Consider the following 25,558-nt stretch of genomic DNA (forward strand, 5'->3'; position numbering starts at 1 on the left):
GTTCTTTCAACTTTGTAATTCGTCCTCTCTTGGTTTATATAAAGTCACAAAAGTATGAAAGATAGAGATTCGCTCTATAATGAGGCAGTTAAAAGTTTGGACAATCCCTCAAAAAATAATGTGCATATTATCAAAACGCATTTGTTTCGCTTAAAAGTGAACAATGAGTATGTGATTAACACCAAAGAACAGCTTGATGATTTGGTCACATTTATCAATTGCAATCATGGAAAATAGATTCATTGGATATACATATAATACTTTAACTTACTTTGGATCTATCATTCTAACCTGGATTTTGGCATTTTTCTTTTTAATGGCTTTCCAGGTAGAAGAAACCAAGCTTTTGTCAACTTCGCGTGTTGCCGACCTGAACAATTCATTCTGGTCGGGTATACTTGCAGGCTTTATTTGGGGAATTATTTTTAAAGTTTCCCGTTCTCTGCGACGCTATATTCCTACCTATTCGCTCAGCATTATCACCTCGGTATCGGTTAATATCTTAAGTGCTTATTTACTACTTTATGTCATTTATCACTTGAGTGATATTTTTATTTTCGATGATTTTCCCAAGAGTTTTCAGCAGCTAATGGATCTCTACAATTCTCAAATGTTCTATTCCATTCTGGCTTATTTCTTTATTGTAGGAACACTGATCGAAATTTTTATCGAGATAGATAATAAGTTAGGAAGGGGAGTGTTAATTAAGTTTTTATTGGGCCGATATTACAAACCCAAAGAGGAAGAGCGTATCTTTTTGTTCATGGATCTAAAATCGTCTACCTCTTATGCCGAGCGTTTGGGACATTTTAAATACAGCAGGTTGATTCAGGATTGTTTCAAGGATATTTCTCCTGCCATTGCAAAAAACGAAGCTCAAATCTATCAATACGTAGGCGATGAAGTGGTGCTTACCTGGAAACTCGAGGATGGTGTTAAGAATAAGAGATGCTTGCAGGTATTTTTCGATTTTATGGATGAGCTCAATAAGAAAAAGGCCTACTATCAGAAGGAATATGGTTTAATTCCGGTATTTAAAGCTGGTGTTCATTCCGGAAAGGTAATGGTAGCCGAAGTGGGAGAGTTAAAATCTGAAATTGCCTATCATGGCGATGCTATTAACACGGCTTCACGCATACAAGGTTTGTGTAATTCTTATCAATCGAAGCTACTGGTATCAGGAAATCTGATTCAGGAATTAAAATCGAACCAATTTTTCGATGGCTGGTACGAACCTTTGGGCTCGGTGCTTTTAAATGGAAAACAGCTCACTACCACGCTGTATAAAATTTGCTAGGCAATGAGCTGTTTATCTGTATGATTACGATTCTGTTTCCAATATTTTTTTGTGACCGCTTACAACACCCTGAACAAGAGAAGAACTAAATCCTTCATGCTCCATTTTGTTTAGCGATTTAATGGTAACGCCAAGTGGAGTTGTCACCTTGTCGATTTCCGGCTCTGGGTGAGTTCCATTTTCAATAATCAGTTTCGAAGCACCTTTCATGATTTGAGCAGCAACTTCTAACGATTCTTTCGACGATAATCCGATTTCGATTCCTCCCTGCGATGCAGCACGCATAAATCGCAATGCAAAGGCAATTCCGCAGGATGCCAATACGGTTGCTGCTGGCATTTTCGACTCCGGAATAATCATGGTAGTACCCAATTGGTCGAAAATCTCAACGACTTCGTCTTTGTATGCCAATCCTTTTTCGTTAAAAGATAAAGCTGTAATAGATTCCTGTATCGCAATAGCGGTATTTGGCATTGCTCTAATTACCGGTACATCTTCCAGTACATTTTCAAGATCCTGTAGTTTAACGCCCGATATAACCGAAATTAATACTTTTTTATCTTTCTGAAGAGCTGGTTTTATATCCGCTAAAAGCGCATGAGCCACTGTTGGTTTTACGGCAACAATTACGATTTCAGCATTGTTAATTGCCTCGATATTATTGGTAGTGATGTTCACACCAATTTCATCTTGCAATGGCTGAATCATGTGTAACTCAAGATTGGTAACGGTAATTTGACTGGCCTGTAGCAAGCCACTTTTTACCAAACCTTTTGCAATAGAGGCACCCAGGTTACCTCCCCCTAAAATTGCAATGTTCTTTGATATCATTTGAAATGTTTGTTAGTATATATACAATTGCGGCTGCAAAGCTAATTAAGTTTGCAGATTTATAACATCCCTATTTCATATGATTTTTTGTGTTATAGAGTATAAAAACTTCGCTGTATGGATTGAATGCTACAAAGAACAAAAATCTTTGAGTTTGTCAGGTTTGAACATCCTCAAATCAAAGCAAATAAAAAAAGCCTGCTTACTTTTTTGTAAACAGGCCGAGATATGATTTTATACTTTAATTTCTATTTATTGAGCTTCGATTTTACGACCCTTTTTAAAATATTTGTTGATGGTCTCCAAAAGTTTCTTCTCATCAAATGGTTTGGCAATAAAATCGTCGCATCCGGCTTCAATGCTCTTGTTTTTGTCTTCTCTGAAAGCATTCGCGGTTTGAGCAATAATCGGAAGATTATCTCTCATTTTCTTGATCGATTGAGTTGCTTCAAGTCCATTGATATCCGGTAAACGAAGGTCCATTAAAACCAGGTTAATGGTAGGGTTTCGCAGGCTTAGTTCTATGGCTTTGTTGCCTGATATGGTATGAAGTATTTTAACTTTAGTAGGCTTTAAAGCAGCTTCTATATACTTGTAGTTGGTTTCATCATCTTCAACTACCAATATCAGCTTATCGTCCCACTTGTAATCTTTCTTTTTGGTTTTCTTTTTTGCCGGAACAATGTCAGAATCGACTGGCTTGTATGGAATGGTGAAGAAGAATGTTGTTCCTTTATCTTCAACTGTTGCCATTCTGATTTTACCACCCATAAGTTCTACAAAACCTTTCGAAATGGCTAATCCCAGACCGGTTCCACCATATTTCCTGGTAAAGGATTCTTCCACCTGGCGGAAGCGCTCAAAAATAATGTCTTGCTTCTCTTTCTGGATACCGATACCTGTATCTTTCACGTAGAATTCCAGGAAATCTTCATCCATTAATTTGTAGCCAAACTCAATATATCCCGATGAGGTAAATTTAAAGGCATTGTTCAGAAGGTTTGAAAGCACCTGGCGAAGTTTTCTTTCTTCGGTAACCACAAGTGTTTTCTCATTAGGAAGCGATTTAATCACTCTAAATTCAATCTCTTCATCGGCAATATTTTCCTTGCTGAACTGCATGTGTAAATCATCCAGAATTGAATTGATCGAACACTGTGTTTCTTTAATAATTGTCTGGCCTGCATCCAATTTGGAGATGTCCAGTATATCGTTAATAATTTTTAAAAGTTGATTTGAACTTTTGTAAATGATATCGACATAGACATTTTGTTGTTCGTCGGTTTTACCAGGTTTTCTCAACATATCGGCAAAACCAATAATTCCATTCATTGGAGTCCTGATTTCGTGCGACATGTTTGCCAGGAAGGCAGACTTCAAGCGATCACTCTCTTCTGCTTTTTCCTTTGCTTTTACAAGTTCTGTCTGCGAATCTCTGATAGGAGTAATATCATTAATGATAATCATTGATGAAGTATCGAAAGGAACCATGAAGAATTCACAATGTCTTTGCTCACCTTTTTTGGTGGTCATGTGAAACTCTTGCTTTTCAATATCCGTGTTATCCTGTTTTGCTTTATCAATTGCGCTTTGCCAGGTTTCTATCACTGTATTTCGATATGCTTCATCGGGGTAACATCTGCTGTACCAATCTTCCGAAGTTCTGATATCATTTAAGGTGTAACCAAATTGTTCAATAAATTTATCATTGAAAAATTCGATATCCTTTTTGTCATCCGTAATCACAATTGGAAGAGGAGATTTATGAATCATTTTCTTCAATCTTCTCTCGCTAGAAATAATAGCTTGCTGTGCATTTTTCCTTTCGGTGATATCACGTGCCGTAGAGAGAATAACATGTTTCCCTTGTAAAGTTACCAGCTGATTTACAGTCTCCATTGGAGTTTTCTTGCCGTATTTCGAAACAAATACCTGCTCGCTGGTAAACTGCTTTTCACGAGTTAGTCGTTTAATGGAATCAACAATATAATCCTCGCTCAAATTTTCGATAAAATCGCCTAAGGAAAGTTGAAGTAATTCTTCGCGGGCATAACCCAGCAGGATACAAGCTGTATCATTGGCTTCAATTAATTTTGAAGATCCATCTCCCAAATACTCATTTACCAAAATGATATCTGTACTTCCGTTGATCAGGTTTCTGTATTTCTCTTCGCTGGTTGCCAGGGCTGTGGTTCTCTCTTTTACTCTTTCTTCCAGTTTTTCATTAAAAGATCGTAACTGTTCCGAGTAATCATGAATTTCCTGGTACTGTTCGCGAATGGTTTGTTCTCCTTTTTCACGTTCTACAATCTCATTTTGCAACTTGGTGTAGGTTTCGGTAAGTTCTGTTATCGAATGATTCAGCAGGTTTTCTTCACTAATTCTTTTTACAGAACCGTGCCCTTGTCCCTGGTAAATTGCCTGTGCCTTATAAATGAATTTTTTAATGGGTCTTGAAATGCTATCCGAAATGATATAAGTAATCGCGATACAAATTAAGACAATAATGATAGAAATAATGGTGAACCAAAACAGGTTGGTGGTATGCATTTCTGATGCTTCCTTATAACTAGAATTTGCCTTGTTAGCAGCAAAATCGGTCATTACTTTGGTTTTTTCTTTCAGCTTGTTTAGGTGAGTAGCGGCAATTCCATCAACCATTTTTTTAGCAGTTAGCTCTTTGCCACTTACTTTTAGGTCAATAATTTCATTCCTGATCTCTTCCCACTCCACAAAAGTGTGATATGCGATTCCAACATCTCTTTTATCTCCTAAAAAACGGTTAAAAACAGTATCAAACTCTGTCATTACCTTTAAGTGATAAAGGTTGATGGTATCGATGGCCTGATCGAATTCTTCCTGTGTGTTGGCTAGTAAGATATCTTTCATAGCACTTTCCATGATCTGGATGTGTGTATTGATATCTCGAACGCTATTGCTGACTGTATAGGTGTGAGTATAAATGAATTCCGACTCGGAGCGTAGTTTTTTTACCTGGAAAATAGAGAAGACGAAGAATGATACCGTAAACAGTAAAATAAGTCCGAATCCGGCAAGCACTCTCGTACGAAATTTTAACTTATTAAGCATTTAGCTTCGACCTGTATTTAGTGTGTAATTAGTGGTTTATAAAAACAGCTAAAAAGACTGCTTTCAGTTCTAAGTTAGTTATTCCGTTGGATTTACACAAGATTTTTGATAAAGGGTTTATTATTGCTTACGTAGAGGGGAAATTATTCAACAAAAAAAGCAGCCCAAAATGAGCTGCTATGAAATATAATCAATTGTATTTTGATTTATACGATTCCTGAGAATCCCATGAAGGCCATTGCAAGTAAACCTGCAACGATAAGAGCTGCCGGAGCACCTTTCATACCTTTAGGAAGTTCTACTAAATCAAGATGTTCTCTCAGTCCGGCAAATAGTACCAATGCCAAACCAAAACCAACTGCAGATGCTGCTGAGAATACAACGGCTTCAACAAGGCTGTAGTCTTTCTGGATGGTCATAATGGCCACACCCAAAATCGCACAGTTTGTAGTAATCAGTGGTAAGAAAACACCCAATGCCTGGTACAATGCAGGACTTACTTTCTTTAGCATGATTTCAACCAACTGTACCAATGAAGCAATTACCAAAATAAAGGTAATGGTCTGCATGAAACCAATATTATATGGATTCAAGATATAGTTTTGAATCAGGTAAGTTACAATTGTCGCAAGAACCATTACGAATGTAACAGCACCAGTCATACCAACAGCTGTTTCTACTTTTTTCGAAACCCCAAGGAACGGACAAATTCCAAGGAATTGCATCAATACTACGTTATTAACGAATATTGCTGATATAATAATTACAATAAATTCCATGTTTTTCCTCCTTAAGCTTTTCTTAGTTTGTCAATAAATGCGATCAAGTATCCAAGTGCGATAAATGCTCCCGGTGCCAATACAAAAATCAACATACCATAGTTCTCACTGTATAATGTAATTCCGAACATTTTTCCAGCGCCGAAAAATTCACGAACGGCTCCCAGCATTGTAAGTGCCATTGAGAAGCCAAGTCCCATACTTGCACCATCAATAATTGAAGGAACCAACTTGTTTTTCGATGCAAATGCTTCTGCACGTCCCAATACAAGACAGTTTACCACGATAAGTGGAATAAACACACCCAATTGTTCGTGTAGGGCAGGAGCGTAACCAGCCATGATCAAATCTACCATGGTTACGAAGGATGCGATAATCACAATAAATGATGGAATCTTTACCTTATCAGGAATTTGCGAGCTAACAAGGGAAATTACGATATTAGACATGATCAGTACAAATGTTGTAGCCAATCCCATCCCTAATCCGTTAATGGCCGATGAGGTTACACCCAGTGCAGGACACATACCCAGAAGTAGTGTAAATACAGCATTTTCTTTAAAAAATCCTCTTAAAAAAATCTCTTTATTCGTCATTACTTGCTTCCTCCTTCCATTTGTTTGTTATACTCATTGTAAGCAGTCTGAACAGCCTCAAGGAATGCTCTGGAGCTAATTGTTGCTGCAGTAATTGCATCAACTTCACCGCCATCTTTGCTCACCGTTAGGTTATTCGATCCAGGATTTTTTCCAATAATCGAACAACTTGCTTTTGTAGGGTCAGTAGTTTTAAACCAAGGTTCCATTTTGGTTCCCAATCCAGGAGTTTCTTTGTGTTCCAAAACCGAATAGTTGTTAATCGAACCATCAGGTTTGAACCCAACCATAATCCAGATGTAACCAGAGAAACCGTTGGCTGTATATGTTTTTACAGCTGTACCCACCAATTCATCTCCTTTTTTAGCTGGGTAGAATTCCAAAAGATCACCAGAAGGCATCTCAACCGAATACATTTCCTCGCTAGGATTGTTATCAAATGCAGGAACAACTTCTTTAATTGCTTTTAATTTCTTAGCCAATTTTGCAGCGGCGATAGGCTCTTTGGTTAACTCATAAAGTCCACCCAATGCAGCTGAGGCAACTAGTGTTACAATGAATAACACCAGAACCATATTTATAAATGTAGATTCTTTTTTACCAGCCATGATTATTTCCTTTTTTCGCCGAAACGCTTAGGTTTAACATACACATTAATTAGCGGTACAAATGCATTCATAATCAGAATTGCAAATGAAACTCCTTCAGGATATGCTCCAAACACACGAATTACTACGGTTAGAACTCCAATTCCGATACCGTAAATAATCATTCCTTTGTTCGACATAGGAGAAGTTACATAGTCGGTTGCCATAAAGATACCACCCAATAGCAAACCACCAGTTAAAATGTGGAATAACGGACCAGCATAAGCTTCAGGATCTACCATGTGAAGGATTCCTGTGAAAATGGCTACAGAACCTATTACTGATACTGGAATGTGCCATGTAATGATTTTACGAATCAACATGTAAATCAATCCAAGAACCAGTGCAGCACCAGCAATTTCACCCATCGAACCTCCCATGTTACCAAGGAAAAGATCCATGTTAGATGGAATTTCAGACATTAATTTAGACAATGGCTGTCCGCTATTTAATCCTTCTTTGATGATGGCAAGAGGTGTAGCTCCGGTTTCAACATCGATATATCCCGATGAAAGACCGGTAGGTTTTGGCCAGCTTGTCATTTGAACCGGGAAGGAGATCAAAAGGAATACACGACCAACCAATGCAGGGTTGAATACGTTATTCCCTAATCCACCAAATGTCATTTTACCAATACCGATTGATACCAATGCACCAATAATAATGATCCAAATAGGAAGATTTGAAGGTACATTAAAGGCCAAAAGAATACCTGTAATCAAGGCAGAACCATCGTTAATGGTAACCTCGCTTTGTAAAATGTATTTTTGAATTAAGAATTCGAATAAGTAACATGATGCTACGGCGGTTAGAGTGACTACAAGAGCACCTAATCCAAAGTAAAAGAACGAAAACAGCAGCGCCGGAAGCATCGCAAATACCACACCATACATATTTTTTTGTATGGAATCTCCACTGTGAACATGCGGAGATGGTGCGACAAGTACTTTGGTGTTCATATCTATTTGTTAATTAGTTTATTTTTAATTTGGTAAATGAGTGTTTATCTCAACTCATTGTGAATTGCTAATTATTTACGTGCTCTCATAATCTGACCCACTTTTCCTTTTCCTAATCGGATATAATCCAATAAAGGACGGTGTGCAGGACAGGTATAGCTACAAGAACCACATTCGATACAATCCATAACTGCATCTTTTTCAAGTCGCTCGTAATTTTTCTGATCGGCACATACCATAAGCAAGTATGGTTCAAGACCCATCGGACAAACAGAAACACACTTACCACAACGGATACAAGCTTTTGTAGCCTTACGTGCAGTTTCTTCACGAGGAAGTAGCAATAATCCAGAGCTTCCTTTTGTTAATGGCACATCGACGCTCGAAAGGGCTTTACCCATCATCGGACCACCACCAACAATTTTACCTGTATCTTCAGGCATACCACCAGCAGCTTCGATAATGTCCTTAACCGGAGTACCAATTCTGAACATCCAGTTCGAAGGGTTCTTTAGCGATTTTCCTGTAATGGTAGCAACACGCTCGATTAGTGGCTTGTTTTTCTGAATTGCTTCGTAAACAGCATAAGCTGTACCTACGTTTTGAACTACAGCACCAACTTCAATAGGCAAGGCTCCCGATGGAACTTCACGTTTGATGGTTGCCGAAATCAACTGCTTTTCGCCACCTTGTGGATATTGTGTTTTTAAAGGACAAATTTCAATTCCTTCGTAATTGGTAGCCAATTTTGTAAGGTGTGCAATTGCATCTGGTTTGTTGTTCTCGATACCAATAATTGCTTTATTCACTTCCAAAGCTTTCATTAGAATCTGAGTACCAACCAATACTTCATCGCCTTTTTCAAGCATGATTCTGTGGTCAGAAGTCAAATAAGGCTCACACTCTACCGCATTAATAATTAATACCTCTGCAGTTTTTCCCGGAGGAACCGAAAGTTTTACATGGGCAGGGAAGGTAGCTCCACCAAGTCCAACGATACCTGCATCGCCAACTCTTTTGATGATTTCTTCCTTGCTTGCGCTGATTTCTGTAAGCAGTTTTTCGCTTCGGTCGATGTGTTCCAACCATTCATCGCCTTCTACCTTAATAATGATCGAAGTTCTGCGGAAACCGCTTGCATCCATGATATCATCTACCTTGAATACTTTTCCTGAAACCGAAGAGTGAATGTTTGCGGATACAAATCCTGAAGATTTGGCAATTAATTGTCCTACTTTAACTTCGTCGTTCTTTTTTACAACAGGAGTAGCAGGAGCACCAATATGTTGTGAAATTGGAATGCTAACCATTTGGGGTATTGGCAATGCCTGGATTGCGCTATCAGCAGATAGTTTGTTTTCTGCCGGGTGAATACCTCCTATAGAAAATGTTTTTAACACTGATTATCCTCCTATTTATTTGTTATCAGATGTTTCTTCTTTCGAATCGTTTGCTTTAGGCTCAGCTTTAGGAGCATCTTTAACTTCCGTTTTTGCCGCAGCAGCTGGCTTAACTGTTTTTGCATCAGGTTTTGCAGCTGGCTTTTCTTTGCGAGGAGGGAAGTTTAGTTCATGTATTGCATTGGTTGGACAAACCACCACACATTTTCTACACAACTTACATTTGTTGTAGTCAATGTAGGCAAGGTTGTTTTCTACCACAATTGCATCGAAAGGACATTCCTTTTCGCATTTGCGACAACCAATACATGCCACATCACATGCTTTTTTAGCAATGGCACCTTTGTCTTTGTTTACACACGATACAAAGATTCTGCGGCTCTTAGGACCTTTTTTACGAAGCTCGATAATGTTGTTTGGACAAGCCGTAACACATGCTCCACAAGAAACACATTTGTCTTCGATAATTACCGGAAGACCTGTTTCTTCATCCATATACATTGCATCGAAGTTACATGCTTCAACACATTCACCTAAACCTAAACAACCGTGCTGACAACCTGTTTCACCACTGTAAAGTGATGCTGAAATGGAACAAGATGTGGCACCATCATATTGGTTAGTTCTTGGTCGGTTTTCGCAAGTACCGTTACAACGAACAACAGCAACAGTTGGGTCTGCTGCTTTTACTTCGTGACCTAACAGGGCACCTACATGCGACATAACTGCAGCGCCTCCAACAGGACAGTTGAAGTTAGAGATGTCGTCGGCTTTAACCAATGCTTCGGCAAAACCTCTACAACCCGGATAACCACAACCCCCACAGTTTGCTGCAGGCAATGCTTCTTCAACCTCGTCGATTCGAGGATCTTCGTACACTTTGAATTTTTGGGCTACAAAATACAGGATAATTGCTGCTGTAACACCAATCGCACACAAAGCCAGAATAGTGATAGCTATAATGCTCATAGAATTAAATGTTTACGATTTTTTCTATTGTAAATGAAAACGTTTTTTTTAAGCGTCCTTTAAAAAAGGACAATATGATATAATAAGGTGGTAAAACTGCCAATGACAATAAACCACTTATTAATTCGTCGTTAGTAATTGTTGTTGCAATGAAAAGTACCAGTAAAACAAGTACGAAAGGCAAAACATAGGCAAGTATTAAAGCAAACCAACCCAAGGATTCCTGGTAGGTTAATTTTACCTTTTCACCAACCGAATACTTGTTGCTGTAATCAATAACATCAATCGATTTTTCCTTCATGTCGGACATTGTACATGCTCCTTTGGCATGACATCCTGCACAAGCCGAAACATTAACAATTCCGACCGTAATCTTACCATCCTCAATTTCAAGGATCGTCCCCTCGTGATCAATTTGTTTGGGATTACTCATAGTTTAGCCCCTTTTTAGTATTGCATGTGTTTGTTTGCTGTATATCAGTGCGTTTTAATGCGCATGTTATTTAACACATGGCAACAAAATTAACACTTTAGGGCACATTCCATCCTGAAAAAGTCTATTTATAGTGTGTTTAAATAGAGGGACTTCCTTGCTTTTGTAATGTGGAGATTGCAATTTTTGATGTATCTATATTGGTTACAGTTAGTTTGGGCTATTCAAGAAAAAAATCGTTAATTTTAGTGTTTTCCGCAAACGAGGTAATTTAGAATGTTTGTAAATAAATTGAGCTTTATCCGTTCAAATTTTATTGAAATGGAAAATGAAATGTGATTTTATTAACTAAAAACATACTTTTTATTAAATCTTTACTAGCCCCAAATTATGAAAAAACTATTGTTACTTAGCTTATTACTTATTCCTGGTGTATTAATGGCAAAAACTCAAAAGCTAAACTCTTTTGAAGGAATAATGGATGCCTTAAAAGAGGGAAAAGTAGTTCATGCAGTATTTTATTACAAGGATTGTCAATTGATTAGTGATAATGAAATTGAAGATGAAAGTGTTGATGCCGTAGGTGGGATGAAAATTGACACCTGGGAGTATTTTGCCAAAGGTTCAATTCGAAATAAGGAAGCTTTTGTGGTAACTTCTACCTCTAAATTAATCGCGAATCCGAAAGGAAAAGGCTACGTGTACAATTACGTAAAACTTAGAATTTATGAATCGGGAAAGGTGAAAATTACCGCTAATTATCTTGATTCGGTAACACATGAAGAAACCATGACCGAAAACTTCTTCACCAAGGTTAACGATGGAGAAAATGGGGCAGCACACTTCTTTGCCCATTAATCGAACTAAGGTTATTAGAATATGGAAATAAAAAAAGAGCGAATCAAACGTGATTCGCTCTTTTTTTATCTAAAACTGAAAGCGTAATGCGATATAGGGCATCACAGAATTATCGGCCTTGTAGGTGCCGTCATCCTGTTTGTTCCAGGTCCATTTATAATCGATTCCCGTTGCTATAATTGGGCTAATTTTGTAGGCGAATCTCAGTAATGCCAACGAGTTTTCGTCAAAATCAAATGCATTTCCAAAATCAACCAAATTCGCTTTTGTATAATATCCTTCTATGATAATTTTATCGAATAAATCTTTGGTGCGTAGGTTTAGCTGCATGGTAGCAGGAGTTTCTTCGCTCACATTATCGGGTAACAACAAGTTACCACCAACTAAAACTTTATCCATTAAAGAGGCAGTTAAAGATCCATAAATGCCTTGCTTGTTTTTTGCATCGCCAAGGGCAGCAATTTTAGTGTCTTTGTTAATTTCATAATGGGCATCGAAGAATTGTGGCAGATAATTATCGGTATACCAAAGGCGCTCTATTCTCGAATTCAACCTGAAAAAATTACCTACGATATTCATATTGGCATTTACACCAATTCCCATTCCTTTACCAGCACCATAGCCCTGGCTTGGCGGAATTGCCTGCTGATATCTTGCCAAAGAGTCTGATTTTACCTTGGCCAATTTGCTAAAGTGGGTATATCCCGTAAGGTTTATAAAACCAGAGTTGATAAAAGTAATTCCCATATCGAAACCATAAGCTTTCATGCCATCTGAAAGGAATTCATTTTTACCCGACTCATCTCCAAAACGATTGGTTTCATCTTTATCGGTGATGTATGAAAAACCAAAATCAAGGGTTTTAAGAACAGGAATTCCGCTGGCTCCAAAAGGACGTACATAAGGACGTATGGCAAAAAGGTTGAACGATTCTAGGTTAAAATCGCTGTACAATCCTTCGATACCAACTACTTTTTTGATTCTGATATCGTAACTTAACCCTACTTTTCTTTTTTCGAAACTAGGTGAGTTATTGTAATTGTTCAGCAAACTTCCGTAACCAAGCGATTCGCCTCGCAGCTGGCCTACTTTTAGAAAAACCGGATCTTTTTTCTTGCGACCATAACGCACATAGCTGATCAGGCGCAAAACACCACTTCCATTTTTGAACTCGTCGCTATAAAAATCGCCAGTTTCCAGGTTAAAATAGACAGGGATATCGAAACCAACACCCACTTTTCCAAGGTTTAACTCTGGCTGAAATCTGGCTCCTGCATAGTTTTCTCCACCTATTCTTGCAAAAGCAAAGGCTCCGGTGAAAAGACTTATTGAGTCAGGATTACTCAAGTTTTCAAATGAATTGTCGAAACCATAAAATGAATTGTCTTCCTGTGCCATCATATAATTTGTGCACAAGAGTACTGACAATAAAGAGAGTAGTAATCGTTTTTTCATAAATGTATAGATTGATTATTGTGTAAACCGAATAAATAGGGAATTACCCTAAAAACAACAGTGCATTAACTTGTGAAATAATGTGCTTTTGTTCAAGTTTAATTGTGAAACTTGTGTTGATATTTAAGAGATTACGCTCCAGTTGATTTTCGTTTTGCTCAATCGCTTCACTTGTTTGGCCAAAGTAAAGTTCTCTTCCTTTTCAAGCAAAGGGTCATGATCAAGAATTTCCTGGGCTACATCGCGTGCATACTGCAATAGTTGGCCATCTTTACCCAGGTGAGCAATTTTCAAATCATAAGAGATTCCACTCTGTTGTGTTCCTTCAATATCGCCTGGCCCACGTAATTTAAGGTCTACTTCGGCAATTTCAAATCCATCGTTGGTTCGCACCATAGTTTCAATCCTTTTTCTCGATTCGTTCGAGATTTTATAGGACGACATCAAAATACAATAGGATTGTTCTGCACCTCGACCAACTCTACCACGTAACTGATGCAATTGAGATAAACCAAATCGTTCGGTACTCTCGATTACCATTACCGAAGCATTGGGAACATTCACACCTACTTCGATTACCGTAGTGGCAACCATTATTTTGGTTTCTCCCTGTGCAAATCGTTGCATTTCTGCATCTTTCTCTGCAGGTTTCATTTTACCATGAACCATGCTGATGCCATATTTTTCAGGTGGAAATGATTTTGCAACGCTTTCGTATCCTTCTTCCAGGTTTTTGTAATCCATTTTTTCCGATTCTTTAATCATCGGATACACCAAATAGATTTGTCTTCCCAGGTCGATCTGCTTCTTCATGAACTCATACACCTGTCGCCTTTTGTTCTCAAAATAGTGAACGGTCTGAATGGGTTTCCTTCCAGGTGGCAACTCATCAATAACAGAAACTTCCAGATCGCCATACAGTGTCATGGCTAGGGTTCTTGGAATTGGGGTTGCTGTCATCACCAATACATGAGGAGGAATATTGTTTTTCTTCCATAATCGTGCACGCTGAGCCACACCAAACCTGTGTTGTTCGTCGATAATAACCAGTCCGAGGTTATGAAACTGCACCACATCTTCCAGCAAAGCATGAGTTCCAATTAGAATTTGCAACTCACCACTCTGCAGATCTTCATGAATTCTTCTTCTGTCTTTTTGTTTGGTCGATCCGGTAAGCAATGCCACATTTACATCAATTCCTTCCAGAAATTCAGAAATGCTTTCCATATGCTGGGTGGCTAAAATTTCGGTCGGAGCCATCAAACAAGCCTGGCAACCATTATCAAGAGCCATCAGCATACACATTAACCCCACCATGGTTTTGCCACTTCCCACATCACCTTGCAGCAGGCGATTCATCTGTTTGCCAGAACCAACATCTTTTCGGATTTCTTTGATCACTCGCTTTTGAGCATTGGTTAACTCAAAGGGCAAGTTATTTTTATAGAATGAATTAAAGTTATCTCCAATGATCGAGAACGGATGTCCTTTGTAAAGAACTTTCCGTTTCATTTTCATTTTTAGGATGTTGAGCTGGATGTAAAACAGCTCTTCAAACTTTAAGCGATACTGTGCCTTTTTTAGAAGTTCGGTATTGCTTGGAAAATGAATTTGAAGCAAAGCTTCATGTAAATTGATTAAGCCAAGCCTTTTAATAAGTGGAGCAGGTAAAGTTTCGGGTATTTTTCCATTGACAGATTTTAGTGCATTTTCCTGAAGTTTTTGAATTGCCTTCGAGTTCAGGAAACTGTTTTTCATCTTCTCGGTGGTAAGGTAAAACGACTGTAGCGAAGCGTTGATTTTGCCATTTGTTTTACCGGCCTCTTCTAGTTCTGGATGCACAACATTTATCTTGCGGTTGAACTCGGAAGGTTTTCCAAATACAATGTATTCGGTATTTGGCTTCAAGCTGCCTTTAATGTATTTAATGCCCTTAAACCATACCAATTCCATTGTATCTTCTCCATCGGTAAAATAGGCAACCAATCTTTGCTGGCGTTTTTCTCCCAGGGTTTCAATGCCCGTAATTTGTCCTCTTACCTGGATGTAAGGCAATTTAGAGTTGATTTCCTTGATCGAATAGAATTTTGTTCTATCGATATATTTGTAAGGAAAATGATACAATAAGTCTTCGTAACTATAAATCGATAATTCCTGATTTAAGATAGAAGCCCTTTTGGGACCCACTCCTGCTAAAAATTTTATATCCAGACCTGCTAATTCAGACATTTAAAAGATTAAAAGTTGAAAAATTCTAATAATTTTAATTGTTGAGAAACTCAAATTTACAATTTAATTCGCCAAATATACATAAACACACGCATGAGTGACATTCGTTACCAGTTAAAAAAAAGACTTTTTCGTTTAAAGACTTCACGTCGCAGGAGATGGAAAAGAAGATCAGCATTTGCAAGAGATTTGTTTCGCAATGTTCTTGATGCCAAGTTGCATTATTATGCCTTTGGAGAACTTCAGAAAACCAGGCAATTGGCTATAAAACTGCTGAAATCATCCTGTAAATCGCCTGCTGTGAGCCATCAGCGAGCCAATGATTTAAAGGAAGAGATTCTGAATTTAAAAAGAGGAAAAGATACCGATCGATTGGTTTTTCGTTTGATGAACCATTTTAAGTCGACCAATCCAATTTTTATTGGAAGTGGCTTGTCTTACTCAAAAGCTTATATGGCGAAGGTTGATTCGAGGCTTACAATAAATTGCATTGGAGATTGTTTAAAAAATGAGGAGATCAATTCTGAAATATTTAATCATCAGTTGGGAATTAAGAACATTAAAATTGCAAGCTTTAGAGATATTACCAATGCAGATTTTGTGGTGATTAGCAATCTGGTTGCGCAGGAAGATATCCTGTTTTTTACAGAGAAGTATGAGAAAATATTGGGCTCAAAATGTACGATTGTACTCCTAAATATGCGTAAAAATTCGGAACTAATGCAGCTTTGGAGACAGCTACAAACAAATCAGGAATTTAAAATTTGTATCGATATGTTTTCTGCAGGTATATTGATTGCAGATCAAGATCTGCAAAAGCAGGAATATATTCGAAAAATATCAATATAGAACGGTTCTAAATAATAAATTATTTTATCTTTGTTATAAGAGCTAAAAATTTCTGATTAAAATTAGTTAATCAGCCTAAGAAAGAAACAATGGACAAATTTAAAGTATATACCAAAACCGGGGATAAAGGAACTACCGGTTTAATTGGAGGAACAAGAGTTCCAAAATATCATGCCAGACTTGAAGCATATGGCACAGTAGATGAACTCAATTCTTACATTGGCCTGATAAGATCACATCAACTCGAAGAAAAAACACAAGAAGTGCTAAATGCGGTGCAGAATAAGCTGTTTTTAATAGGATCGAGGTTGGCAACAGATGATGAGAAATCGGACCTAAAACAGAGGCTAAACCTTAGTGAAGACGATATTTTGCTATTGGAATCGGAAATGGATCGAATGGATGAGCAGTTACCTGAATTGAATAATTTTGTGCTACCCGGAGGGAGTACTTTGAATGGTTTTTGTCATGTGGCCAGAACAGTTTGTCGAAGAGCTGAACGAAGAGCCAATCAATTGTCCACTGAAATTGACATAAATCCCTTATTGTTGAAGTACTTAAATAGATTATCGGACTACCTGTTCGTGTTATCGCGTAAGGTTTTACTGGATGTTGGCGCTACTGAAATAAAATGGGAGCCTGACTTGTAAATTCGGAAAAAAAAATTATATTCGCAGAATAAAGGAACCTAAAAATATTTTGAACTTATGTATTGGACACTTGAATTAGCAACAAAACTTGAAGATGCCCCGTGGCCGGCTTCCAAGGATGAGTTGATTGACTACGCAATTCGCTCTGGTGCGCCGCTGGAGGTAATTGAAAATTTGCAGGAAATCGAGGAAGAGGGAGAGATTTTTGAGAGTATTGAGGATATTTGGCCTGATTATCCGAGCAAAGGAGATTTTTTATTCAACGAAGATGAATACTAAAAAATAAAAAACGAGGTTTTGATTCAAAACCTCGTTTTTTGTTTTATGTGTTATTTATCATTCCTTTTTTCTATCTAAAACTTCAGCTTTTAAAATGCTTTGAGAAGTTTTGGGTGCTGTATCTCGCCAAATGAAAATATCCTCTTTGGATGTTGGCTGAATGCCATCGAACCAACGGAAATTTTTCAGGAATAGCATTTCTGGCTCCACTTCAAACAAGGGATACATATTGCCATCTGGTTTTTTAATGAAAACGATCTGGTCAATTTTATTTTCCTTAATGTGAATGGTGATATCGCTACTTTTAGCCACATTCATTCCCATAATGATGTTTTTATCCTTCGGGTAATAAAGGGTTTCCCCATTGCCGTCAATATCCAGCTTATACACCTTATTGTCTTTTACATGCCCAAGCATGTTTTTCCCTTTAATCTGGTTGTAAAAAGTACTGTCTTCTTTGGCTGTTAAGAAGGAGGAACCTCTAAAGTGCAAATATCTTACCTCCTGATTTTGAGTTTCGATTCCAATAGTATCGGCTACCATCTGATTTCCCTGAGCCCAAAGCACCGGATCATTATATAACCAAATGGTTGAATCTTGCATACTGTAAACCAGCGAATCGCATTTTCCTTGCAAATCGGGTCTGAAAAATTTAACATGATGGAAAGCTTTAATCAGCTCAAAGCCTGCAGAGTCCTTCGAAATGGTTAAAGTGTCAGCATGTAGGAATAGTGAATCTTGTTCGGCCACCTGGATAAAAACAGCAGAATCGGTCATTAAGGCTTCTTCGGTGTTCTTAAAAGTTTCCAAAAAATTCCCACGAAGAATAAATTTGTTCACTGTATCACGAAGCTCTACATTGTCAAAACCCCTTGCATTCTCGTCATTTTTGTTAAGGTAAATGCTGTCTCCCTTAATTTGGTATTCTTTACTATTGAGTGTGGTATTCTTAAAAAATTGAGAAATGCCACTTGCTGTATTGTACCAGCCATCTTCGGAGTACAAAGTTTCTTTCTCGTTTTGGATGGTAGTTGGGCCCAAAATAAAAGCTGTTTTGCTGGTGGTATTGTATTTTAAGGTATCCGAATTTAGAATATAGTCCTTGCTGTGAACCTCAACACTGTCTTTAAAAAATAGCAAATCCTGACGAGTATAATATCTCCCGATTACACTGGTAAGCGTATTGTCGGCATCTACAATTTTACCACCCTTAAAGTAATAGCCAACACTTTCGTTCATATCAAAATCTAGAAACTCGGTAGTAACGGTAACCGATTTGTTTTTCAGTTTTACATTGTCACGCAATTCGGCAAGTTTGGTGTTGCCATTGTATTTTAGGTAATCACCATAAATATGAACCGTATCGGCGTTAATAATATGAACATTTCCAAATGCTTCGATTCTGTTTTGTTCGTTGTACTGGTACACACTATCACAATACATTTTTATGTCTTCATGTGTAATGTATACTTTATTCTTAAAAATGGTAACCGGAGGATCGGCTTTTAGCAAAGCTCTAAAACTTTCGGAGTTTTTAATTTTTACTTTAGATTTTTTTTGAGCTTCTGCATGAAATGCAAAAAAGCACATGAATCCAACCAAAAGAAAAATGGTTTTGTATCTTGAAATGATGCCAGGCATTCGTTTTATTTTAATAATTCTGTTATGATATCTTCTACGCTAATTCCTTCCGCTTCGGCTTTGTAATTTTTCATGATTCGATGTCGAAGAATTGGAATGGCCACCTCTTTTACATCTTCAATATCAGGCGAATATTTTCCCGATAACAAAGCATTGGTTTTTGCTCCAATTACCAAATACTGCGAAGCTCGTGGCCCTGCTCCCCAATTGATGTATTCATTTGCCATTGGGTGAGAAATCTCGGTATTTGGTCGCGATTTGGCTGCCAAATTTACTGCATATTCCAATACATTTCGATTAATTGGTACTTTTTGTATCAATTTTTGATAGTAGGAAATTTTTTCACCCGATATGATTTTGTTTAAAACAATATCCTTGCCACAAGTTGTGTTTTCAACAATAGAAATTTCATCTTCCAATTTTGGGTAGTCGAGGTAGATGCTAAACATGAATCGATCCAGCTGTGCTTCGGGAAGTGGATATGTTCCTTCCTGCTCAATTGGATTTTGAGTTGCCAGTACAAAAAATGGTTTATCAATCTCATAATTTTTACCATTTACGGTTACCATTTTTTCCTGCATGGCCTCCAGCAATGCCGATTGCGTTTTTGGAGGCGTACGGTTAATTTCGTCGGCAAGAAGAATATTGGCAAACAAAGGTCCTTTGATAAATGTAAACTTGCGTTCGCTGTTTAGGATTTCCGTTCCAATAATGTCTGAAGGCATTAGGTCGGGGGTAAACTGTATTCTTTGGTATTTTAAATCGAGAACCTGCGAAATGGTATTTACAAGCAAAGTTTTAGCCAGGCCGGGTACACCTACCAGCAAGCAATGACCGTTGCTAAAGATCGAAATCAGTACCTTTTTAATAATTTCATCCTGACCATAAATTTTCTTGCCTATTTCAGCCAACAGTTTTTCGTAATCGGCATGTAAGGAATTTGCAGCTTCAACTTCTGATTTAAAATTCATCGAATTTGTTTTAAGGATTCCCATTAAAAAATCAGACACAGCATATTGGCTGTGTCTGAGTATGTTTTTTTTGCTTTCTTATTTTATCCAGCCTTTGAATCTAAATTTAGCATTCTTGTAAGAATCATCGATGTGTACGTAGGTGTTGGCCTGTTTATCTTTGATCCATTTATTAAGGATGTCTTGCTGTTTTTTGCTTGTGAGCATATTTTCAAAAATGCTCCAGTCGTCGGAAAGGTTCGCAGCGTGAGCTTTTGTTTCCGATTTTATTTTAATGATTTTATAAGCATCCTTACCTCCCGAAACATCAAGGAATGGTTCAGAAATTTCATTAATTTTTAAAGTGTTTACTTGCTGAGCAATTGCCGGAGGCAAGTTGTCTTTTTCGAATTTCGATGAGCCAGTATATGGGTTTACAATTAAACCACCATTGTTTCTTGTATCCTTATCGGCAGAGAAATAGAATGCAGCTTCGTCGAATTCCAGTTTTTCGCTGCGAATTAAATCGGCAATACTATCTAAACGCGAACTAGCTTGTTCTCTTTTTGCTTCTTCAATTTTTGGTTTCAGCAAGATGTGACGCACATTAATACGTTCCCCTTTACGATCGATAAATTGAATGATATGGAAACCGAATTCCGTTTCAACAATTTTCGAAACTTTATCGGTTTTTAGGTTGAAGGCAACGTTGGCAAATTCTGGAACCAAGTCTGTTCTTGGCATGTATCCAAGTTCACCACCCTGGCGGGCACTTCCTGGATCTTCAGAATAAAGAACGGCCAAAGTGGCAAAGTTTTCACCATTGTGAACCCTGTCTCTAAATCCTCTTAAACGGTTTCTGATTCTGTCTTTTTCATCATCAGTAACCTGTGGATATCTTACAATTTGTTGTACTTCCAGTTTACCGGCAATCATTGGTAAACTATCCTTGTTCATTTTATTGTAAAACTCTCTTACTTCGGCAGGAGTAATATGAATGTCTTTCGTAATTTCGGCCTGCATTCTTTCTTTAATCAGTTCGTTACGGTTGTCATCACGCAAGTCGTTCTTCATTTCAAGAAGCGATTTTCCATAAAACTGTTCCAATTTTTCTTTCGAACCAATTCTTTGAACATACATTTGCATCTTACGTTCAAGATCATTTTCTACTTCTTGTTCCGTTACTTCAACACTATCAATCGCAGCTTGGGCAATCATCATTTTTTGAATCAAAAGATCTTCAAAAATTTCTGTTTTTAAATCAACACTACCCGAGGTGTATCCTTGAGCCTGAAGTTGAAGAAACCTGGTTTCAACATCCGATTTTAATACAACCTGATTACCAACCACGGCAATAATTTTATCGACTACATTGTCCTGAGCAGTTAGAGTAAGCATACTCATCAACAAGAGTGTAATTGCCATGCAAGTTTTTCTAAAAATGTAACGCATATTTTATGGTTTAATAAATTTTGAATTTATTTTTCGATTCGGCATCTCTGTAGATGTTTTCTTCGAGGTTTTTAATGAATTCTATTTTTCGTTTATTGATAATTATTTTTCTGATATCGTCTCTTACAAATTCCAGCGGAGCTACCTTATTTTTAAACTCTACTTTTTTAACGGCAACAAAATAGCGGTGAGTCGAATCTTCTGTTTCGATGTGTTTTCTACTTTTTAACAATTTGTCTTCATCGCTATATTCGAAAGGAATTCGGTTGAGCAACTCCTTTGCATTTACCCATTGTCCGCTAAAATTATCAAATTTTGTGGCATTCTGAAAACAGTAGTCTTCCAATTCGTCCCAATCTTCTTCTTTTTCTGATTTATAAAGCTTCTGTAATTCTTTATAATCGGGTACTGGCTTGGCTATTTTAATGTATAATGCCTTGATAATGTTCTTGTTCAGAACAAAGTTGCTTGAGTTTTGCCTGTAGTAGTTGTCAATCTCGAAAGAGGAGACAATGGTATCCAGTTTTTGCTCTAAAAGATGTTGCTGATATTTATGTATGATTAGGGAAGAGCGATAATCTTCAACCATTTTGCTCACATCCTTATCTTCATCGGTAAGGTTTAGTTCAGCCTTTGATATAATCAATTGCTTTTTGATCCATTGATGGATATAATTATCCGCAATCAGAATACTATCTTCTTTTGAGCTTCCATCGGGCACTACGGCAGCAACTTCACTCATGTATAAAAAATCCTGATCTACCTTTGCAACTGTTTTATCTTCCTCGGTATTGTAATTACATGCACTTAAACATGCAAGTGCTATGATTGCTAATATATATTTATTCATTCTGCTTATTTGCAATTTTAATAAGAGTAGGTTTGTTAATGGAAACAGCGTATTTTTTACGCAATTCTTTCGACCATTCCAGTCCTAAATATTCTCTGTAATCTCTTAGTACTTTATCTTTACTCTCTTCGAAACCTACTTCTGATTCATATTTTTCTAAATTCTGCTGATAGAATTCCTTTACTTCTTTTTCGTTTGCCGATGCTTTGTCCCAAATTTTGTTTTTACTAATGAAATAAACCAACACAGCATTTTCGTATTCCCGAAGCAGAGATCTTAATTCAGGATATTGCTCCTCCAACTTTTTTTTGTGGTAGGCTAAGATACAAGTGTTTGAGAAATTAACATATAATCTGTTGATATATTCTTTAAAATTCTCGTAAATATCTTTCGATTCCTGCTTGCTTAAAAATTCGGCGAATTTTTCCTGCGAATAATCTTTCCCATCAATGGTAAATAACGCTTCCCATAATTCGGCATAAGCATAATCCAATATGGAATAGAAGTTTTCGAGAAGCTGCTTGTTTTCCTGATACTTGTATTTTTCTTTTAGGTATCGAATTAATTCTCTTTCCGATTTTCTGGATCGGCTGTCATCTTCCAAACGAGAAGTAATTTCTTCTCTGCTTTGCTCCAGCGATTTGTGTTCTTTTTTATCAAGCAATTGAATAATATGATATCCAAATTCGGTTTTTATTGGTGTTGAATAATCACCCTTGTTTTTAAGATTGAACGCAGCTTTTTCTATGGCTGGATGTGTTTCAAATAAGCCAAACCAAGGCAAGTTTCCACTGTCTTTGGCAGAATTGATATCATCAGAATGCTTAAGAACCATTTCAGAAAAATCTGCTCCTTTTTGTAAAAGTTGGTATAAGGAATCAGCTTTCAGCTTTATTTCATCTTTTGCATTTTTCTTTTTGAATTCAAGCATCAGGTGCTTGATTTTTACTCTGCCAGGATTTTCAATTCTCTCCATGGCCTGAACAATGTGATATCCATACGGAGAACGGACAGGCTTTGAATATTTTCCAAATTCGGTATCATATGCAGCGCTTTCAAATGCATAATCCATATCGAATACGCTAATGTATCCAATTTCCCCATCGTTTTTTCTTACCGACATGTCGTCGGAATACAGTGAAGCCAGTTTTTCGAACTTTCTGCCTTTATTCAATTGAGTGTAAATTTTTAAAGCAGCCTGGTAGGCTTCAAGTGTATCTTTGGGTGTTTCCCTTCCCTCAATTTTGATTAAAATATGTCGAACTTTAATGAAATGTTGGAGACGATTGAAGGTTTCTTCAATAAGTTTGTCGCTGATTTCGACAGGGTAGAGGTAGGTGTTGAATGCCTGATTGTGATAGGATTCGATTTCCTGAGCTATTTCAGGGATGGTGTCCAGTCGTAAATTTTTAGCTTCTCTCGCTTTTAACTGATAATCGATGTATAAATCTAAAGCTTCGTTTAATGGCAGGGCTTTGTTGTCTGTACCGCGGAGCTTCTTGCTCTCGAACAAATCTTTAAATGGGGCAGAAGGGTAGGCCTGGTTGTTTATGCTGAAAAGGGTATCTGTAGTGCTGTATTGTCCGTAACTTGCTAACGAGCAATATAAAACTGTAATCAGATATAGTAAACCCTTCCTCATTCAGTAATGATATGGTAAAAATTCCAAAAAAGAAAACGGTAACCCGCAACATACGGGTTACCGAATTATATGCGATATAATTATCTGCTATAGTTAGGAGCTTCGCGAGTAATTGCTACATCGTGAGGATGACTTTCTGCCATACCCGAAGCTGTAATTTTAACAAATTTTGCATTGTGCAAATCTTCAATACTTGCCGAACCGCAATATCCCATACCTGCACGTAAACCACCAATTAACTGGTAAATTACTTCATATAAAGTTCCTTTATATGGTACGCGGGCAACAATTCCTTCAGGAACCAATTTCTTGATATCGTCTTCAGCATCCTGGAAGTAACGGTCTTTAGAACCTTGCTGCATTGCTTCAACAGAACCCATACCACGGTACGATTTAAATTTACGACCATTGTATATGATGGTTTCTCCTGGCGATTCTTCAACACCAGCAAGAAGCGATCCTGCCATAATACAGTCGGCACCAGCAGCAATTGCTTTTACAATATCACCTGAGTAACGCAAACCACCATCGGCAATTACAGGAACACCTGTGCCTTTAAGTGCTTTCGAAACTTCATAAATTGCACTCAGCTGTGGAACACCTACACCGGCAATTACACGTGTTGTACAAATAGAACCTGGACCAATACCTACTTTAACAGCATCAGCACCAGCATCAACCAACATTTTAGCTGCTTCAGGAGTTGCAATGTTTCCTACAATAAACTGCATGTCAGGAAATTTCTTCTTGGCAGTTTTCAGTACTTCAACTACACCTCTTGAATGACCGTGAGCTGTATCGATAATAATGGCATCGGCATTGGCCTGAACCAAAGCTTCGATTCTTTCTAAAGTATCACCAGATACACCAACAGCGGCAGCTACACGCAAACGACCTTTTTCATCTTTACAAGCCAATGGCTTATCTTTTGCTTTGGTAATATCCTTGTAGGTTACCAAACCAATTAATTTGTTATTTGAATCAACAACAGGCAATTTTTCAATTTTGTGTGCTTGAAGAATTTCCGCTGCTTTTTCCAAATCGGTAGAGTCAGATGTGCTAACAATGTTTTCACTTGTCATTACTTCTGATATTGGACGATCCATATCCAATTCGAAACGCAAATCACGATTGGTTACAATACCTAATAATGATTTGTCGGTGTCGACTACAGGAATACCACCAATTTTAAATTCCTTCATTAAGCCCAGGGCATCCTTTACAGTTTTGTAAGGAGGAATTGTAATTGGGTCGTAAATCATACCATTCTCAGCTCTTTTTACAGTTAATACCTGTTTTGCCTGAGATTCGATACTCATGTTCTTGTGAATTACACCAATACCACCTTCACGTGCAATGGCAATTGCCAAAGCAGATTCGGTAACAGTATCCATCGCAGCAGATACCATTGGAGCATTAAGAGTAATGTTTCGGGAGAACTTAGTTTTTAAACTTACGTCTCTAGGAAGTACCTCAGAATAAGCAGGAACCAAGAGAACATCATCAAACGTTAGACCGTCAGAAATAATTTTATCAGATACGAATGACATTATGCAATAATTTTAGATTTAAATTGCATGCGAAAATACAAAAAAATAGCGGAATAGAACTTGATTATAAATACTAAAAATTGTTAATTGATTAATTCCATATAAAAGTTACTATTTTTAGACTGCTTTATTGCATTAAAAAAGCCAAAAAA

The 25,558-nt window shown here is 37.4% G+C and carries 23 protein-coding genes; 6 read left to right on the forward strand and 17 right to left on the reverse strand.

The window, feature by feature from the left end; all coding sequences use genetic code 11:
• Window positions 1-54: 54 nt before the first annotated feature.
• On the forward strand, window positions 55-237 hold the full coding sequence (locus ELS83_RS06310) for a hypothetical protein (protein WP_171594689.1): 183 nt from the start codon (window positions 55-57) through the stop codon (window positions 235-237).
• Window positions 227-1,297, forward strand: a complete 1,071-nt coding sequence (locus tag ELS83_RS06315) for an adenylate/guanylate cyclase domain-containing protein (protein WP_171594690.1) — start codon at window positions 227-229, stop codon at window positions 1,295-1,297. Before ELS83_RS06310 ends, ELS83_RS06315 begins: the two co-directional genes overlap by 11 nt.
• Window positions 1,298-1,321: 24 nt before the next feature.
• Here the strand turns inward: ELS83_RS06315 and proC are convergent, their stop codons facing one another.
• The 9 genes from proC to ELS83_RS06360 all read right to left on the reverse strand — a co-directional run bounded on the left by proC (window position 1,322) and on the right by ELS83_RS06360 (window position 11,001).
• Complete coding sequence (gene proC, locus ELS83_RS06320) at window positions 1,322-2,128, reverse strand: pyrroline-5-carboxylate reductase (RefSeq protein WP_171594691.1); 807 nt, start codon at window positions 2,126-2,128, stop codon at window positions 1,322-1,324.
• A 252-nt stretch (window positions 2,129-2,380) separates the two neighbouring features.
• Complete coding sequence (locus ELS83_RS06325; RefSeq protein WP_171594692.1) at window positions 2,381-5,218, reverse strand: ATP-binding protein; 2,838 nt, start codon at window positions 5,216-5,218, stop codon at window positions 2,381-2,383.
• A gap of 206 nt (window positions 5,219-5,424) precedes the next feature.
• Entirely contained in the window at window positions 5,425-5,997 is a 573-nt protein-coding gene (rsxA, locus tag ELS83_RS06330) for an electron transport complex subunit RsxA (protein WP_171594693.1), read from the reverse strand.
• Between the two features lie 11 nt (window positions 5,998-6,008).
• Entirely contained in the window at window positions 6,009-6,593 is a 585-nt protein-coding gene (locus ELS83_RS06335; RefSeq protein WP_171594694.1) for an RnfABCDGE type electron transport complex subunit E, read from the reverse strand.
• On the reverse strand, window positions 6,593-7,201 hold the full coding sequence (locus ELS83_RS06340) for an RnfABCDGE type electron transport complex subunit G (RefSeq protein WP_171594695.1): 609 nt from the start codon (window positions 7,199-7,201) through the stop codon (window positions 6,593-6,595). Before ELS83_RS06340 ends, ELS83_RS06335 begins: the two co-directional genes overlap by 1 nt.
• A 2-nt stretch (window positions 7,202-7,203) precedes the next feature.
• Entirely contained in the window at window positions 7,204-8,199 is a 996-nt protein-coding gene (locus tag ELS83_RS06345) for an RnfABCDGE type electron transport complex subunit D (protein ID WP_171594696.1), read from the reverse strand.
• 71 nt (window positions 8,200-8,270) lie between these two features.
• Window positions 8,271-9,599, reverse strand: coding sequence for an electron transport complex subunit RsxC (rsxC, locus tag ELS83_RS06350; protein WP_171594697.1), 1,329 nt, complete (start codon window positions 9,597-9,599; stop codon window positions 8,271-8,273).
• Between the two features lie 15 nt (window positions 9,600-9,614).
• Window positions 9,615-10,568: a Fe-S cluster domain-containing protein gene (locus ELS83_RS06355; protein WP_171594698.1), complete on the reverse strand. Its 954-nt coding sequence runs from the start codon at window positions 10,566-10,568 to the stop codon at window positions 9,615-9,617.
• 4 nt (window positions 10,569-10,572) lie between these two features.
• Entirely contained in the window at window positions 10,573-11,001 is a 429-nt protein-coding gene (locus tag ELS83_RS06360) for a SoxR reducing system RseC family protein (protein WP_171594699.1), read from the reverse strand.
• Window positions 11,002-11,391: 390 nt separating this feature from the next.
• Here ELS83_RS06360 and ELS83_RS06365 point away from each other — a divergent pair, with 390 nt between their 5' ends.
• Window positions 11,392-11,859, forward strand: coding sequence for a VirK family protein (locus tag ELS83_RS06365; RefSeq protein WP_171594700.1), 468 nt, complete (start codon window positions 11,392-11,394; stop codon window positions 11,857-11,859).
• A gap of 69 nt (window positions 11,860-11,928) precedes the next feature.
• Here ELS83_RS06365 and ELS83_RS06370 read toward each other — a convergent pair whose 3' ends face one another.
• Both ELS83_RS06370 and recG read right to left on the reverse strand, forming a co-directional pair.
• Window positions 11,929-13,314: a hypothetical protein gene (locus tag ELS83_RS06370; RefSeq protein WP_171594701.1), complete on the reverse strand. Its 1,386-nt coding sequence runs from the start codon at window positions 13,312-13,314 to the stop codon at window positions 11,929-11,931.
• 123 nt (window positions 13,315-13,437) lie between these two features.
• Complete coding sequence (recG, locus tag ELS83_RS06375) at window positions 13,438-15,543, reverse strand: ATP-dependent DNA helicase RecG (RefSeq protein ID WP_171594702.1); 2,106 nt, start codon at window positions 15,541-15,543, stop codon at window positions 13,438-13,440.
• A 93-nt stretch (window positions 15,544-15,636) separates the two neighbouring features.
• On the opposite strand from recG, the gene ELS83_RS06380 reads away from it, so the two are divergent.
• The 3 genes from ELS83_RS06380 (at window position 15,637) to ELS83_RS06390 (ending at window position 17,321) form a co-directional block, all read left to right on the forward strand.
• Entirely contained in the window at window positions 15,637-16,392 is a 756-nt protein-coding gene (locus ELS83_RS06380) for a hypothetical protein (protein WP_171594703.1), read from the forward strand.
• An 89-nt stretch (window positions 16,393-16,481) separates the two neighbouring features.
• Entirely contained in the window at window positions 16,482-17,042 is a 561-nt protein-coding gene (locus tag ELS83_RS06385; RefSeq protein WP_171594704.1) for a cob(I)yrinic acid a,c-diamide adenosyltransferase, read from the forward strand.
• A 57-nt stretch (window positions 17,043-17,099) separates the two neighbouring features.
• A complete protein-coding gene (locus ELS83_RS06390; RefSeq protein ID WP_054714819.1) occupies window positions 17,100-17,321 on the forward strand; it encodes a DUF2795 domain-containing protein in 222 nt (73 codons plus the stop codon).
• Between the two features lie 57 nt (window positions 17,322-17,378).
• Here the strand turns inward: ELS83_RS06390 and ELS83_RS06395 are convergent, their stop codons facing one another.
• From ELS83_RS06395 to guaB, 6 genes are all read right to left on the reverse strand, one after another.
• Window positions 17,379-18,962: an OstA-like protein gene (locus ELS83_RS06395; RefSeq protein WP_171594705.1), complete on the reverse strand. Its 1,584-nt coding sequence runs from the start codon at window positions 18,960-18,962 to the stop codon at window positions 17,379-17,381.
• A gap of 5 nt (window positions 18,963-18,967) precedes the next feature.
• Window positions 18,968-19,933, reverse strand: a complete 966-nt coding sequence (locus tag ELS83_RS06400) for an AAA family ATPase (RefSeq protein WP_171594706.1) — start codon at window positions 19,931-19,933, stop codon at window positions 18,968-18,970.
• A gap of 78 nt (window positions 19,934-20,011) precedes the next feature.
• Window positions 20,012-21,337: a peptidylprolyl isomerase gene (locus ELS83_RS06405; protein WP_171594707.1), complete on the reverse strand. Its 1,326-nt coding sequence runs from the start codon at window positions 21,335-21,337 to the stop codon at window positions 20,012-20,014.
• A gap of 37 nt (window positions 21,338-21,374) precedes the next feature.
• Window positions 21,375-22,214, reverse strand: coding sequence for a peptidyl-prolyl cis-trans isomerase (locus ELS83_RS06410; protein ID WP_171594708.1), 840 nt, complete (start codon window positions 22,212-22,214; stop codon window positions 21,375-21,377).
• The gene (locus ELS83_RS06415) at window positions 22,207-23,856 is read right to left on the reverse strand and encodes a peptidylprolyl isomerase (RefSeq protein WP_171594709.1); all 1,650 of its coding nucleotides are present in this window, start codon (window positions 23,854-23,856) and stop codon (window positions 22,207-22,209) included. The genes ELS83_RS06410 and ELS83_RS06415 overlap by 8 nt, the downstream gene beginning before the upstream one ends.
• 80 nt (window positions 23,857-23,936) lie before the next feature.
• Window positions 23,937-25,406 (reverse strand): IMP dehydrogenase, encoded by a 1,470-nt coding sequence (guaB, locus tag ELS83_RS06420; RefSeq protein WP_171594710.1) that lies wholly within the window; start codon window positions 25,404-25,406, stop codon window positions 23,937-23,939.
• Window positions 25,407-25,558 lie beyond the last annotated feature (152 nt).

Source organism: Marinifilum caeruleilacunae, from assembly GCF_013141825.1.
Lineage (GTDB): Bacteria > Bacteroidota > Bacteroidia > Bacteroidales > Marinifilaceae > Marinifilum > Marinifilum caeruleilacunae.

What these genes read in the sequence shown, in the direction of transcription:
- ELS83_RS06310 (WP_171594689.1), top strand. Translation starts at nt 55, where the DNA reads ATGAAAGATAGAGATTCGCTCTATAATGAGGCAGTTAAAAGTTTGGAC.
- ELS83_RS06315 (WP_171594690.1), top strand. Translation starts at nt 227, where the DNA reads ATGGAAAATAGATTCATTGGATATACATATAATACTTTAACTTACTTT.
- proC (WP_171594691.1), bottom strand. Translation starts at nt 2,128, where the DNA reads ATGATATCAAAGAACATTGCAATTTTAGGGGGAGGTAACCTGGGTGCC.
- ELS83_RS06325 (WP_171594692.1), bottom strand. Translation starts at nt 5,218, where the DNA reads ATGCTTAATAAGTTAAAATTTCGTACGAGAGTGCTTGCCGGATTCGGA.
- rsxA (WP_171594693.1), bottom strand. Translation starts at nt 5,997, where the DNA reads ATGGAATTTATTGTAATTATTATATCAGCAATATTCGTTAATAACGTA.
- ELS83_RS06335 (WP_171594694.1), bottom strand. Translation starts at nt 6,593, where the DNA reads ATGACGAATAAAGAGATTTTTTTAAGAGGATTTTTTAAAGAAAATGCT.
- ELS83_RS06340 (WP_171594695.1), bottom strand. Translation starts at nt 7,201, where the DNA reads ATGGCTGGTAAAAAAGAATCTACATTTATAAATATGGTTCTGGTGTTA.
- ELS83_RS06345 (WP_171594696.1), bottom strand. Translation starts at nt 8,199, where the DNA reads ATGAACACCAAAGTACTTGTCGCACCATCTCCGCATGTTCACAGTGGA.
- ELS83_RS06355 (WP_171594698.1), bottom strand. Translation starts at nt 10,568, where the DNA reads ATGAGCATTATAGCTATCACTATTCTGGCTTTGTGTGCGATTGGTGTT.
- ELS83_RS06360 (WP_171594699.1), bottom strand. Translation starts at nt 11,001, where the DNA reads ATGAGTAATCCCAAACAAATTGATCACGAGGGGACGATCCTTGAAATT.
- ELS83_RS06365 (WP_171594700.1), top strand. Translation starts at nt 11,392, where the DNA reads ATGAAAAAACTATTGTTACTTAGCTTATTACTTATTCCTGGTGTATTA.
- ELS83_RS06370 (WP_171594701.1), bottom strand. Translation starts at nt 13,314, where the DNA reads ATGAAAAAACGATTACTACTCTCTTTATTGTCAGTACTCTTGTGCACA.
- recG (WP_171594702.1), bottom strand. Translation starts at nt 15,543, where the DNA reads ATGTCTGAATTAGCAGGTCTGGATATAAAATTTTTAGCAGGAGTGGGT.
- ELS83_RS06380 (WP_171594703.1), top strand. Translation starts at nt 15,637, where the DNA reads ATGAGTGACATTCGTTACCAGTTAAAAAAAAGACTTTTTCGTTTAAAG.
- ELS83_RS06385 (WP_171594704.1), top strand. Translation starts at nt 16,482, where the DNA reads ATGGACAAATTTAAAGTATATACCAAAACCGGGGATAAAGGAACTACC.
- ELS83_RS06390 (WP_054714819.1), top strand. Translation starts at nt 17,100, where the DNA reads ATGTATTGGACACTTGAATTAGCAACAAAACTTGAAGATGCCCCGTGG.
- ELS83_RS06395 (WP_171594705.1), bottom strand. Translation starts at nt 18,962, where the DNA reads ATGCCTGGCATCATTTCAAGATACAAAACCATTTTTCTTTTGGTTGGA.
- ELS83_RS06400 (WP_171594706.1), bottom strand. Translation starts at nt 19,933, where the DNA reads ATGAATTTTAAATCAGAAGTTGAAGCTGCAAATTCCTTACATGCCGAT.
- ELS83_RS06405 (WP_171594707.1), bottom strand. Translation starts at nt 21,337, where the DNA reads ATGGCAATTACACTCTTGTTGATGAGTATGCTTACTCTAACTGCTCAG.
- ELS83_RS06410 (WP_171594708.1), bottom strand. Translation starts at nt 22,214, where the DNA reads ATGAATAAATATATATTAGCAATCATAGCACTTGCATGTTTAAGTGCA.
- ELS83_RS06415 (WP_171594709.1), bottom strand. Translation starts at nt 23,856, where the DNA reads ATGAGGAAGGGTTTACTATATCTGATTACAGTTTTATATTGCTCGTTA.
- guaB (WP_171594710.1), bottom strand. Translation starts at nt 25,406, where the DNA reads ATGTCATTCGTATCTGATAAAATTATTTCTGACGGTCTAACGTTTGAT.